This is a genomic window from Selenomonas sp. oral taxon 138 str. F0429 (genome assembly GCF_000318175.2).
Classification (GTDB): Bacteria; Bacillota; Negativicutes; order Selenomonadales; family Selenomonadaceae; genus Centipeda; species Centipeda timonae.
Genome location: NZ_KB290925.1, coordinates 50,244 through 63,397 on the forward strand (window position 1 = coordinate 50,244; position 13,154 = coordinate 63,397).

A 13,154-nucleotide genomic window follows, 5' to 3' on the forward strand; every position below is an offset into this window, starting at 1 on the left:
CGCCATGCGCTCCGGCTCGACGAGGCCGAGCATCAGCTCGTCCGTGCCTGCACTGACCGTCAGGATGCGCTGCGGCTTGTGCGGGATTTTGACGACCGTGCCCTCCACATCCGTGACCTCGTAGCCGCCCGCCTGATTCCGGGAGAGGTCAATGCAGCCGCTGAGAAGCAGGATGGAGAGGAGCGCCGCAAGAAAAGCGGTGTATATCGTGTTCATCTTCATTGTGCGCCCTCCGCTCGTTCTTCGAGATCGCCTTCGATGGAGAGATAGAGGCTGCGCAGCTCCGCGAGCGTTTCCTCGGAGGCATTCCACAACCCGCGCTGCTGCGCCTCGAGCAGAGTCTCCGCCATGCGGTGAAGCGCCCACGGATTGACATCCTGCATCCACTCCTGCATCCCCGCGTCGAGCACGTATTTGCGCGCATAGCCCTCGTACATCCAGTCCTTCATCACGGCGCTTGTCGCGTCCCATTGATAGCTGTGCGCGAGGTAGTTCGCGAGGTCAGAGGCACCCTTGTAGCCGTGCGCCTTCATCCCCTCGATGAACTTCGGATTCATTGCCTCTCCACGAAAGAGGCGCGCCGCCTCCTCGTCCACGCTGCGCAGCACAATGCGCTGACGATCACTCGAGTCGCCCGTGTAGGAGCGCGGCGCCTTGCCCGTCAGCGCCCGCACAGTCGCAATCATGCCGCCGTGATACGCGTTGTAGTCATCCGAGCTGAACATATGCGTCTCACGCGTGTCCTCGTTCTTCACAGTGACATCGAGCCCCGCCATGCGCCGCTGAAAGACATCGGGATCATAGCCGCGTGCGAGGCCGTCGCCGCCGTATGCCGTGCCCGAAAAGCGTGTATAGACCGCAGCCAGATCATCCAGCGTCTCCCACGCCTTTGACTCGAGGAGATCTCCGATGCCCGCGCCATAGGCTCCGGGCGGATCACCAAAGATGCGCACAGAGGCACGCTCCCACGCGCTCTCCTGCGCCTCGCCCTGCTCCTCGAGCCACGCGGCATCTGCAAGAACGTGCTTGCGCACATAGTTCTCCTCATCGCTCTCGTCGAGATCGCGCACCATGCGCACCGCCTCATCCACCCAATGCACTGCATTCGGAACAGCATCGCGGAACAAGCCGCTGATGCGCGCGGTCACGTCGATGCGCGGACGTTTCAGCTCTGCGAGGGGAATCACCTCAAGCGCGCATACGCGCTGCGAGGGAGGCCGCCAGATCGGGCGCACGCCCATGAGGTAGAAGAGCTCGGCAATGCACTGCCCGTGACTGCGCATATTCGAGCCCGCCCAGAATACAATGCCGACCGCCTCAGGGTAATGCCCCTCGTCGCTGATGTACTGCTCGATGAGGGCGTCACCCAGCTGCCTGCCGTACTCCCATGCAGCGGGCGTCGGCATGCAGCGCGGGTCGAGGCCGTAGAAATTCCGCCCCGTCGGCAGCACGTCGGTGCCGTTTGTGGTCGGTGCACCCGCAGGGCTCGGCTCGATGTATTTTCCCGTGAGCGCCCGCAGCGTTCCCGTGATCTCCTGCTCCGTCTTCTGCAGACGTGGAACGATGTTCTCTGTAATCTCACGCAGCGCATGCGAAAACGCCGCACGGCTCTCCGCCGGAGCAGTAGCGATAACGGGCAGCGCCGTCGCCGCCTCCGCAACCTCCGTCGTATAATCACGCTCCGCAAGAAAGGAAATGATCGCCCGCATCTCCGACTCGATCGCATCAAGCTTCCTGCCGTAGGTCATGCCGTCCGCCGTCATGCGCTCGCTGTGTGTCAAGAGCTCCTCATAGTCATAGCCCGCCTGCGCGGCGATAAGGCGTACGAGCGAGTCCTCCCCGCCGTGTTCCATGCGAACAAGGGCGCACACGAAGTCGATGAGGCGCTCGCCCTCGGGCGCACGTCCGAGGATGTGCAGTCCCGTGCGGATCTGCATGTTCTTGATGTCTGTCACATAGTTGTGAAGCGCAGCAGCGTAATCGGAGAAATCCTCCCCTTCGTCGATTTCCCCCTCGAAATGACATGCGGCAGCCTTCTCGCGCACAAGTGCCTCTGCCGCCTCGAGATTGTCGGGCTGGGACGCGCGGAAGTGGACGTATTCATCGAGCGCCTGCTCGAGCTCCCCCAGTTCCTCAAAGCCGCCCGCCAGCTCCATCGGCGGCGAGAGGTGGCTGATGAGACACGCTGCCCCACGCCGCTTTGCCTGAAGCCCCTCCCCAACAATCGTGATCCAATAGGGATAGATGTCGGGCAGATCGCCGAGCGACACATCGGGATAGCAGGCATTCGAGAGCCCCGTCCCCTTGCCCGGCAGCCACTCGAGAGAGCCATGCGTCCCGACGTGGATGACGGCGTCCGCCCGCCAGATATCACGCAGCCAGTGATAGTACCCGATATAGTGATGCGTGGGCGCAGCATCGGGCGAATGCAGGAGCTTTCCGGGATCCTCGCCGAAGCCGCGCGGCGGCTGCACCGTGATGAAGAGATTACCGTTCAGCGTGCCGGGGATGAGGAGCGTTCCGTCGTAGTTGAACACATCGCCGGGCGCATCCCCCCAGTCCTTTTCGAGCTGTGCGCGCACCCTGTCGGGCAGCTCTTTGAAAAATGCGCGATACTGCTCCGCCGTCAGATGTCCGTCGGCATCTCTTGCCTGCTGTGTACTCATAAAGCGGCGGTCGTTCGTCGCGTGATCCGTCAGTAGCTTCATAAACGCCTTGCTGCTCTTGGGAATCTCGTCGATCACATAGCCCGCCGCCCGCATCGCCGTCAGCAGGCGGAGCACGCTCTCGGGCGAGTCGAGCCCCGCCGCGCTGCCGATGTTCGCATTCGTCGGCGGATAGTTGTGAAAGATGACGGCGATTTTCTTCTCCGCATTCGATTTGCGGCGCAGCACCGCCCATTTCCGCGCCTTTCGGGCGATGCGTTCCATGCGCTCATCGAGTGCCGCGTAGCAGACCTCTCCGCTCTCGTCGCGCACCTTCGCTGCGAGTGGAACCGCGTGGATCACGCCGTCGAACTCGGGCATTGCGACGCTCATCGAGACCTCCATCGGGTCGAGACCCGCAGGAGAACGCTCCCACTCCTCCTTCGGTGCGAGCACCGTATACGCCTCGAGGATGGGGACGCCAAGAGCATAGAGCTCCTCGATACGCGTGCCGCCCGCCTTGATCGAAAACTTCATCGTGCTGACGATCACGTCGACAATGCACTGCCCGTGCGGGCAGAAATATTTCCTGATCGCATCCATCAGCGTCGGAGACTCCATGCGCTCGTCGCGATACGAGTTCGAGAAAACGACGATCGCATTCATCCCCGCCGCTTCGATGGCGCGGACGAGCGCCGCATGATAGGTGAAGTCCCCCGTAATCCACTCCGAGCGGTAGAAGATCACGCCAACGGTCGGGCGCCCCGCATCGTAGTGCGCGGCGAGATAGCCCGCCGCATCCTCGGGATTCCCTACCCAGTCCGGATGATAGACGCCGTTCCACGCGAGTGGAACAGGCGGCTCCGCCTGCACGGAGAGGCCGCCAAACAAGGCACCGAGCCAGAGGAAGAGATTCCGCATATTCTCCTCGCCGTCATAACGAAAGTATGACCACGCCGTCTGAATCTGCTCCTCGGAAAAGCCGCAGCTCACCTTGTCATGCTCTGCATTGTCCACGACGATCAGATGCGGAATGCGGCGCTGCCGAAGGAAGTGCGAAGCCTTTTTCAAAAAGGCATTGTCCAGCCCCGTCCCCATCCAGAGGAAGAGATGCAGATCCGCCTCCGCGCGCACCTGCTCCCAGTCAGCCACCCCGTCTGCTGGACACACGGATACCGCAGGATCTTTCAGCTGTGCGGCGCAACGGCGCGCGAGCACGCGAACGCGCAGGATATTCGTATAGGCTGCAATCTTCATCTTCTGCTCCTTTGCTGCAGGGTTACTCCTGCATTCTGCGCGATGTGCGAACAATCTCGAGCACGCCCTCTGCCGTCAGCTGCTCCAAGGTGTAATAGCGCGCCCTCATGCGCCGCGCGATCTCGGGTGCAATGCCGACGCGTGGTATGGCGCGCTCCGTGTCGAGTACAAGCGTGAGCGCATCCGTCCCCGCGAGCTCCTGCGCCGCACGCAGCGCGCGCTGCACGGCATCACCCCCATTGCGCACGGGATTTGTACGCCCATCCGTAATCAGGATGAGCACAGTCTTCTCTGCACCTCTATGCTCGAGCTCGCGCACAGTCTTCCATGCATGGGCAAGCCCCTCGGCGAGCGGCGTGCGCCCGCCCGTTGGCAGGTCGCGCAGTAGCTTCTCCGCAAGCTCCACGCTACGCGTCATCGGCAGCAATGTCTCCGCACGCTCACGCCGAAAGGCGATGAGCCCCACGCGGTCGCGCTTTTGATACGCCTCCTGCAGGAGGGCGAGGATCACGCCCTTGACCGTGCGCATGCGCTCGCGTGCCCCCATCGAGCCGCTGGCATCGACAAGGAAGAGGATGTTTGCCGCCGAGCGCTGCGCACGCACCCAGACGCGCACATCCTCCGCGCGGATCACGACCGCCTGTGTCCCCCTGCGGCGGCGCTGATGCGGCGCAGCTGCGCGCAGGGTTGCCGCGAGGGCAAGGTCAGGATGCGCGTCGCCATGCGGCAGCTCCGTGCGCAGACAGCGTCCGCCCGCCGTGCGCAGCTGCACAATGTCCCGCCTGCCGCTCTTGCCGCCCTGCACGCGCATCTTCATATGGAGGAGTGAGAGGCTCGCCATGACATTTTCAAGCGGCGCAGCGACACGCTCATCATCGGCGCTCGGCATCTCCTCGGAGGACGCACCCGCGTCCTCTCCCTCCTGCTGCGTCTCCGAGGCCCCCGCTCCGCTCCCGGCCTCCGACGAGGAGGGCGCGGAGACATCGGGCAGATCATCACCCTCACGATTTTCCTGTGGCGAGGGATTTTCCTGCGGTACGTGCGGCTGCTCCTCCTCACTCGAGCGGCTCATGCGGTGCACGAGTATAAACGCCGCCGCCTCCTCCACGTCTGCGGGCAGTACATAGTCCCGTCCCGCAAGCGCCGCAAAGGCGCGCGCTGCTTCAATCAAATAAATCTCCGCATGATTGCCCGCGCAGCGCGCACGCAGGACACATGCCGCTGCAAAGTGCAGGATCGCAGACGGCGCCTCAACTGCAGGCAGACGATTGCGCGCATTGCGAATCTGCTCCAAAAGTTCCCCCTCCTGCGCGGCATAGGCAGAACAGAATGCCAGAGGATCGCGCTCATAGGCAAGAACGCGCGCCACGATCTCACTCCGCAGGGCTGCATCCTGCTCCTCGTCCATCGCCGCAAACATGCCGAAGGAATCCAAGAGCGCAAGACGAAGCGCCCCCTCTGCGGGATCCATCGTGCCGATCGGCGTATAGGAAACGGCCTCGGCATACGAAAGCCCGTCGCGCTCGAGGCGAAGCAGTCCGTCCGCTGCACAGCGGAGTACGGCGGCAAGCAGATCCTCGCGCAGGAGATTGACCTCGTCCATGTAGAGCACGGTATTGCGGGCACGATGCAGAATCCCACGGCGCAGACGGCGCATGCCGTGCTGCAGAGCCGCCTCCACATCAATCGTCCCGAAGACCATATCCTCGGACGCACCGAGCGGGAGCTCCACAATGCGCCCCGTCTGCGTAAAGGGAGTCGCCGCACGAACGAGCACGGACTTCGCCGTGCCGCGCGTGCCCGAGATCAGGAGACCACCCGCGCGCGGATTGACAAGCGCCGCCATGAGAGCGCGCTTCACATGTTCCTGCCCGACAATGGCAGTCAGCGGGAAATGCATCGTATGCAAGATTTTTCCTCCGTGTCGGTGCTCATGTAGCCTCTCCCAGAATCGCATCCACGGCGCTCCAATCGGCCGCTCCCTCCTCGAAGGGGCGGCGGCGCAGACGATGCGCGAGAACGAGGCGGCTCACGCGCTGCAAGTCCTCGGCCGTGACCGTCGTGCGCCCCACGAGCGCGGCGTGTGCAATCCCCGCCTTGATGAGCGTGATGTCGGCACGATGCCCGTCGACGCCAAGCGCAAGCGAGATCTGCGCCGCCAGATCAAGCGCGGCATCCGGCACCTCCACAGAGGCGATACGGTCACGCGCTTCGATAATCTGCGCGCGCAGCTTCTCCTGCGCCCCTGTGTAAGCGGCGGTAAAGGCATCGGGATCGCGCTCGTAGGCGATTCGACGACGGATGACCTCGACGCGGGTCTCAGGGGCAGCCTCCCCCGCAACCGTAACCGAGAGCGCAAAGCGGTCGAGCAGCTGCGGGCGGATGTCTCCCTCCTCGGGATTCATCGTACCGACGAGTACGAAGCGCGCGGGATGTGCATAGGAAATCCCCTCGCGCTCGACGGTATTCACGCCCATTGCTGCAGAGTCGAGGAGAATGTCCACAATGTGATCCTCGAGCAGATTGATCTCATCCACATAGAGGATATTGCGGTTCGCCGCCGCCAGAATGCCCGGCTCGAACTCCTTGCGCCCGTGCTGAATCGCCGCCTCCATGTCGAGCGTCCCGACCACGCGATCCTCGGTCGCACTGACGGGAAGCTCCACCACGCGCATCGGCATCTCCTCTGCGGTAATCGATCCCTCCGCCGCGCGCCGGCAACAGGCATCACAGTAGAGCTCGGGGACGGACGGATCGCAGTGACAGGCACAGCCCCGCACTGCGTGAAGATAGGGCAGGAGCGCCGCAGCGGCACGCACGGCGGTGGATTTCGCCGTGCCCTTCTCCCCCTTGATCAGCACGCCCCCAAGCGTGGGCATGATGATACTGAGGAGGAGCGCAGTCTTCATCTCCTCCTGTCCGACAATCGCCGTAAACGGGTATATTGCTTTCGTTTTCATTCGTGTAGTCCTTGTTGTTAATTAGATGTGGCTTCCTTGATCGCCGCGCGCTTGAGCGCGCACTCCGCCGTGCAGATGGCATTCTCTCCTGCCATACGCGCATAGCACGCGCCGCCGCAGCGGAGGAAATCCATACAGGTGCGGCAAAATGCCATCGCCCGTTGCATTTCATGTGATAGTTCTTCCTGCCGACGCGCGTCAATGCCGTGCACGACATCGCCGAGCAAAAAGCGTTCATCGCCGACCAAGGAGGAGCACGCATAGATACGCCCAAGCGCATCGACATGAATGCCCACGCCACTCATTGCGTGGCAGTGCGAGAAGCCGCCGTCGACACGATGAGCAAGACATGCTGCCTGCTCTGCCTGTGCAATGACAATGTGTCGACCGGTAAGCCGCTCGAGCTTCCTGCACAGAGCAAAGACGCGCTCCATCGCAAGGGCAACATCTTCCTCCCGCGCAGGTCTCACACTGACACCGCGCCCCTGTCCGCGCAGAAGGTCAAAGCCAACTCTGCGCACATTGCCGAGATAGTATGCTATCTCGATGACGCCGGGAAGATCCGTCACATTCTCAGCTGTGACGACTGTGGTCAGGCCAATTTCCTTCCCGCGCTCCGCGAGACGCTGAATCCCTGCAATCACAGCAGAGGAAGTCCCGCGCCCGTCGGGAAAGCAGCGGAGCGCATCGTGCGCATCGGGTCTGCCGTCGAGGCTGACGCCGACACCAATGCCCACATCGCGGAGAAAATCCGCAGCCTCATCCGAGATGAGCGTCCCGTTCGTCTGAATATCCATGTGCGCCCGTATGCGATTCCCACGAACATAGTCCGCAATCTGCACGAGGAGCGGCAGTGCGAGCAGCGGCTCGCCGCCCGAGAACTGGAGGAGGAACGGCGCGTTGCCTGTTGCTGCAAGATCAATCGCCCGTCGCGCCGTGTCCCATGTCATCGTACGCGCATCCTGCTCCGATGCATAGCAATAGCGGCATGCGAGATTGCATGACCCCGTGAGGCTCAGCACCATCATGCGCAGCGGATTCATCTTCATCGCCCTACTTCACGTCTGCAAAGCGCTCGGGGTACACCGCGCGCGCCAGCTCATAGACGCACTCGATCGCATTCTGCCCCGCGCTGTAGCGGTAGGTATCGGGCACGGCGTAGAGATGATTCTCCCGCACCGCCTTCACATGCATGAACAGAGGGTCACTGCGGAGCTTCGCACGGAACTCCTCCGTCTTTTCCCCCTCTGCACTCCATGTCGGCAGCAGAAAAACATCGGGATCGAGCGCGACAATCTGCTCCATTGAGACGGGTGTATCTGCTGTCAGCCCGACCATTGCGGCACCGTTACGCAGCGAGGCATGGCGGCACATATCGTCAAAGAGCCCGTCCTTCTGCCCGAACACGCCACTGAACGCAAACGCGACGACGATGGGGCGCTCCGCCTCGGGGATGTCCCCAACACGGCGCTCCACATCCGCGAGGCGCGCGCGCTTTTCGGCGATGAGTGCTGCGGCATTCTCCTCCTGTCCGACGAGCCTGCCAACCTCCTCAATGCGCGTAAAGATCCCCTCGACACGCTTCGGCGTGCGCGAGGCATAGACCGTCAGCCCAAGATCACGCAGGCTCTCCACGAGCTCCTTCGGCACACCGTCCGTGGTAAAGACGAGATCGGGATGAAGTGCAAGGACGCGCTCCGGACTCCGATCTTTGAGTTTCACGGGAACCGCCTTTGCCGCCTCCGTCATGGAGGAGAGTCCGGGATCATCCGCATAGGCAGTGAGTGCTGCAATCTGCTCGGGCGGTGCAATGGCGAGCAGGATCTCATCCGTCGCAAGGCCAAGCGAGACGACGCGCTGCGGCTTTTCCCGCAGGACGACCTCCACCCCCATGCCATCCGTTCCGCGATAAAACACAGATGGCTCTGCCGCATTCTGCCCCTCCCCCGCACAGCCGGAAAGAATACCGGCTGCAAGGAGGAACAGGAAAAGCGTACAGAGCTGCACATTAGAACGCATGCGTATAGGTCAGGCGGAAGTTGCGCCCGAGATCGAGGTTGCCGTAACGGTTGGAGTAGTTCTCACGGTTCAGCAGATTGTAGATGCCGAGAGAGACCACATCGTCTTTGCCCGCCGTGTAGATCAGGTTCATATTGAGCTGAATCTTATCGGGCACATCCTGCGCAGCGCCGAAGCTTTGCGCAATGTACTCACGATCACCAAGATATTTGAGGTTCAGATTTCCCTGCCATTTTGCCATCTGATAGTCGAGACGCACAAGACCTTGGAGACGCGCAGCATCCTGGATCCAAGCCTTATTCGTCCCGTTCGGATTCTGTATCTCCGGATTGGAAACGCTGCCGCCCAGTGTCAGACTCCATGTATCATTAAACCGTTTCGCATACTCAAGCTCAATCCCCGTATTACGGAACTGTCCCGTATTGACCGCATAGTGCTGGTTGGTCGCTGTATCAAGCCGCCATCCGATCTTATTCTTCATATCCATATGGTAAACTGCGGCTTTCCACGTATCGTTTCCACGCCGAATCTTGACGCCTGTCTCATAGGTCCAGCCGCTCTCAGGTTTTAAGCCGGTCGGATTGAAATTCTTATAACTGAAGCTGTCATCCACGGTCGGCATCTGGAACGCCTTACCGATGTTGATGTACCACGCCGTATTGCGGTCAAATTTATACTCTGTCTGGAACTGAGGCATCAGGACGCGCTGATCTTCCTCGGGGTCATTGATGAACTCCCCCCGCAGACCGAGTGTAAAGTTAAACTGCGGCGTAAACTGCTTGCTGTACGAGGCATAAAGGGAGTTCCCTGTACGGACGGCAGTACGCTTCTTCGCAGGTTTATCAATCGCCTCACGCTTATAGGAATACCCCAACACCATGGAGCCGTTTCCCATTTTCCAAGTCTTCTGTACATCGAGGATTTGCCCATCCATCGTCGCATTGCCGTCTGTCTTCTTGTTTGCAAGATAATCAAAACCATCTACCTTGCGATAGTTGTATCCAAGAACAGCATGAATTCCATTATCTTTGCCCTGATATACAAGACTTGCCGTATGGCGGAGGTCATTGTAGCGGTAGTTGTACTTCGTCCCCGTCGGAACAAGACTATTCCCTGATTTCTTGTATTGAACCCCGCCACGTGTAATATCTCCCTCCATATAATTGTAGTTGAGGGAGAGTTCATCTGTCAGCTGCGCAATCACGCCAACACGGCTCTTTTTTCCCTTGCCGACCCACCAGTCAACCCAGGAAATCTTATCAATGCCAAACCCGTTGGAGTGCGGGAGATCCTTCGACCATTCGCGGCTCACATCCACGATAATACGGTCACCTGTATAGGTTGCCTCACTTTTCTTGAAATAATTTCCGACGGTTTGGCTGAGTTGGAACTCTGATTCTTCCGGCTTTGGCTGCTTCAGAATGATATTGACGACACCGCCCATTGCCTCGGCACCATAAAGTGTCGATGCTGCACCATTGACGATCTCGATGCGCTCAACCATTGATGCAGGGATGTTCTCTGTACTCGGATAGTTCTTGAGGTTCATTGGAACGCCGTTCACCATGACGAGCGTACCGCGGTCATAGCCACGAAGTGTAATACGGCCTGCGGCTAAGCCGAAATCCTGCCCCGCATCGCCGTAAGATGTACTCGTCGAACCAATCTGCTGATCGATCGCCTCGAAGACGTTGCGATAGCCCGCCTTTTCAATCTCCTTCGCCATGATGATCGTTGTTGTTGCCGGCGTATCGAGATCACGCTTCTCGCGTCGTTGTGCTGTCACAACAGTATCGGCGAGCGCGTGCGCATCTCCCTGCTCGTTTGACGTCTGCTCCGCAGCGTATGCCGTTCCAACAAAACTTACTCCCGCAAATGCCGCAAGCACCGCTAGTGTCCACTTCTTCTCTCTTGTCATATCCTTTGTCACCTTTCTTGTGAAGTGCTCTCCATGCACCATAATCATATTTTGAAAACTTTTAGGTATAGAGGAAAACGAAAAGCCCCTTCCTGCAACAGCAGAAAAGGGCTCATAGGCTCTCAATCAAAGGGGCTCAAAGCGGCGTAACAGCACGCAAATCCCCATCCCCATCACTCGCAGGTCAAACGGCGATTGTCAATCAGGCAGTTCTCCTGGCTCCAGTTCATCGCAGACCTGCGCCTTCCCAAGGGAACTCCCCCAGTGACGTTCTCGGAAATAACAGCGCATTTCCATGCAGGCTTGCTCACTGATACAGTGGCGGGACCGCTCCGGCTTGTGGTGATGACTCCTTACCGGATTTTCTATTAAACACAAAGTACCTGATCCAATTCCTATAAAGTTTTCGTAAGGCTTTGGTAAAGATAACATTGGAAGAAGTACTTGTCAATACGAGAAAAAGATATTTTACGAATTCTCTCACATCCCAGTACTTTTTCAAATTTATTTTTCCAGCAGATAGAGATAGTCGCCGTACCCCTCTGCCTCCATGTCCTCCTTTGGGATGAAGCGCAGAGAGGCGCTGTTGATGCAGTAGCGCAGACCGCCCGTCGCGGCAGGGCCGTCGTCAAAGACATGCCCGAGATGCGCGCCGCTGCCCGCCGCCGTGACCTCCGTGCGCACCATGCCGTAGGAGCGATCCTCATGTGCGGCGATAAGGCTGCTGTCGATGGGGCGCGAGAATGCTGGCCAGCCGCACCCCGAGTCGTATTTATCCGCAGAGATGAAGAGCGGCTCACCCGTCGTGATGTCACAGTAAATGCCCTCACGGAATTCGTGATCGTATTCGTTGCGGAAGGCAGGCTCTGTCGCCTTCTGCTGCGTGACGGCATACTGCATTCCCGTCAGGCGTGCCTTCAGCTCCTCGTCCGATGGTTTTGCAAATGTGCGCATGGGTTTCGCCTCCGCTGCCCGCTCTGCCGCCGCGCGTTTTTCACGCATCTGCGCGATGAGTGCAGGCGAGATGTGACAGTAGCCATTCGGGTGCTTCACGAGGTATTCCTGATGATCGTCCTCGGCACGGTAGAAATTCACAATCGGCCCCATCTCTATCGCGATTGGCTTTCCAATGCGCTGCTGCAGAGCCTCGAGCGAGGAGCGAATCACAGCGGCATCGTGACTCTCCGCTCCATCCGCATTTGGCACGTAGTAAATGCCTGAACGGTACTGCCGCCCGATGTCGTTGCCCTGCCGATCCTTTGCCGTCGGGTCGATGGAGTCATAGAATGCCGTGAGGAGTTCATCGAGGCTGACCTTCCGCGGATCGTAGACGATATGCACCGTCTCCGCATGACCGCTGCCGCTGCATACCTCGCGGTAGGACGGATGCGCAGTTGCACCGTTCGCATAGCCGCTCTCCGCCGAGACGACGCCGTACACAAGGCTCGTATACAGCTCTGTCCCCCAGAAGCAGCCACCCGCGAGATAGATTTCCTTCTGACCGTCCGTCGGCATATGCTCCTGCACGATCTCGTGCGGCATCTCCGCCGAGGATACTGCAGGCGAACCGCAGCCGCCGAGACAGGCGACAAGACCAAGCGCGCAGATGTTTTGTAACGATGGGATTTTCATGATATTTCTCCTATGTATGTATCAATATTACGCCTCAATCTCTCCCGCCGGCGGCAGCTGCCAGTTGATCGGCGTCTCGCCCGCCTGCACGAGAAAATCGTTAACGCGCGAGAAGGGGTGGCTGCCGAAGAAGCCGCGATGCGCCGAGAGGGGGCTTGGATGCGGCGACTCGACGATGAGGTGGCGTGGATTCGTGATGAGGCTGCGCTTGCGGCGTGCGGGACTGCCCCAGAGGATGAAAGCGAGCGGACGCTCGCGTGCTCCGAGGAGGCGGATGATGTGATCGGTGAACCGCTCCCATCCGTGCCCCGCATGAGACGCTGCGGAGTGCGCGCGCACGGTGAGCACGGTGTTCAGCAGGAGCACGCCCTGCTTCGCCCACGGAATGAGGCAGCCATGCGAAGGCAGTGCAATGCTGAGATCATCCTGCAGTTCCTTGTAGATGTTGAGCAGCGACGGCGGCGGATCGATGCCGACCTGCACGGAGAACGACAGTCCATGCGCCTGTCCGTCCCCATGATACGGATCCTGTCCGAGAATAACGACCTTCGTATCCGCAAAGCTCGTGTAGTGCAGCGCATTGAAGATCGCAAACATATCGGGGTACACGCGCCGCGTGCGGTACTCGCCGATCAGGAACTCCCGCAGCTCCCGATAGTAGGGCTGTGCCATTTCATCAGCGAGAAGTTCCTGCCAGTCGTTGTGAAAGATTTCCTTTGCCAT

General features: G+C 60.0%; 8 protein-coding genes, 1 pseudogene and 1 riboswitch. All 9 genes and pseudogenes read right to left on the minus strand.

Annotated features, from left to right (window positions below):
• Positions 1–222, minus strand: a pseudogene (locus HMPREF9163_RS12250) (ABC transporter substrate-binding protein); the annotation flags it as partial.
• Positions 219–3,902: a cobaltochelatase subunit CobN gene (gene cobN, locus HMPREF9163_RS00300; protein ID WP_009439612.1), complete on the minus strand. Its 3,684-nt coding sequence runs from the start codon at positions 3,900–3,902 to the stop codon at positions 219–221. The gene cobN and the pseudogene HMPREF9163_RS12250, both read right to left, overlap by 4 nt.
• A 22-nt stretch (positions 3,903–3,924) precedes the next feature.
• Positions 3,925–5,802, minus strand: a complete 1,878-nt coding sequence (locus tag HMPREF9163_RS00305) for a VWA domain-containing protein (protein ID WP_009439613.1) — start codon at positions 5,800–5,802, stop codon at positions 3,925–3,927.
• Positions 5,803–5,833: 31 nt separating this feature from the next.
• A complete protein-coding gene (locus tag HMPREF9163_RS00310; RefSeq protein ID WP_009439614.1) occupies positions 5,834–6,862 on the minus strand; it encodes an ATP-binding protein in 1,029 nt (342 codons plus the stop codon).
• Positions 6,863–6,879: 17 nt separating this feature from the next.
• Positions 6,880–7,905 (minus strand): radical SAM protein, encoded by a 1,026-nt coding sequence (locus tag HMPREF9163_RS00315; protein WP_037345479.1) that lies wholly within the window; start codon positions 7,903–7,905, stop codon positions 6,880–6,882.
• Between the two features lie 10 nt (positions 7,906–7,915).
• On the minus strand, positions 7,916–8,881 hold the full coding sequence (locus HMPREF9163_RS00320; protein ID WP_009439616.1) for an ABC transporter substrate-binding protein: 966 nt from the start codon (positions 8,879–8,881) through the stop codon (positions 7,916–7,918).
• Positions 8,871–10,799, minus strand: a complete 1,929-nt coding sequence (locus tag HMPREF9163_RS00325; protein ID WP_037345441.1) for a TonB-dependent siderophore receptor — start codon at positions 10,797–10,799, stop codon at positions 8,871–8,873. Before HMPREF9163_RS00325 ends, HMPREF9163_RS00320 begins: the two co-directional genes overlap by 11 nt.
• 187 nt (positions 10,800–10,986) lie before the next feature.
• Positions 10,987–11,201, minus strand: a riboswitch (cobalamin riboswitch).
• A gap of 102 nt (positions 11,202–11,303) precedes the next feature.
• Positions 11,304–12,431: a peptide-methionine (R)-S-oxide reductase MsrB gene (msrB, locus tag HMPREF9163_RS00330; protein WP_037345444.1), complete on the minus strand. Its 1,128-nt coding sequence runs from the start codon at positions 12,429–12,431 to the stop codon at positions 11,304–11,306.
• Positions 12,432–12,458: 27 nt separating this feature from the next.
• Positions 12,459–13,154 carry a uracil-DNA glycosylase gene (locus HMPREF9163_RS00335; protein WP_009439619.1) on the minus strand — a complete coding sequence of 232 codons (696 nt, stop codon included), beginning with the start codon at positions 13,152–13,154 and terminating at the stop codon, positions 12,459–12,461.

Coding starts and splice junctions, on each gene's coding strand:
- HMPREF9163_RS00310 (WP_009439614.1), bottom strand. CDS start 6,862: ATGAAAACGAAAGCAATATACCCGTTTACGGCGATTGTCGGACAGGAG.
- HMPREF9163_RS00325 (WP_037345441.1), bottom strand. CDS start 10,799: ATGACAAGAGAGAAGAAGTGGACACTAGCGGTGCTTGCGGCATTTGCG.
- msrB (WP_037345444.1), bottom strand. CDS start 12,431: ATGAAAATCCCATCGTTACAAAACATCTGCGCGCTTGGTCTTGTCGCC.
- HMPREF9163_RS00320 (WP_009439616.1), bottom strand. CDS start 8,881: ATGCGTTCTAATGTGCAGCTCTGTACGCTTTTCCTGTTCCTCCTTGCA.
- HMPREF9163_RS00315 (WP_037345479.1), bottom strand. CDS start 7,905: ATGAATCCGCTGCGCATGATGGTGCTGAGCCTCACGGGGTCATGCAAT.
- HMPREF9163_RS00305 (WP_009439613.1), bottom strand. CDS start 5,802: ATGCATTTCCCGCTGACTGCCATTGTCGGGCAGGAACATGTGAAGCGC.
- cobN (WP_009439612.1), bottom strand. CDS start 3,902: ATGAAGATTGCAGCCTATACGAATATCCTGCGCGTTCGCGTGCTCGCG.
- HMPREF9163_RS00335 (WP_009439619.1), bottom strand. CDS start 13,154: ATGGCAAAGGAAATCTTTCACAACGACTGGCAGGAACTTCTCGCTGAT.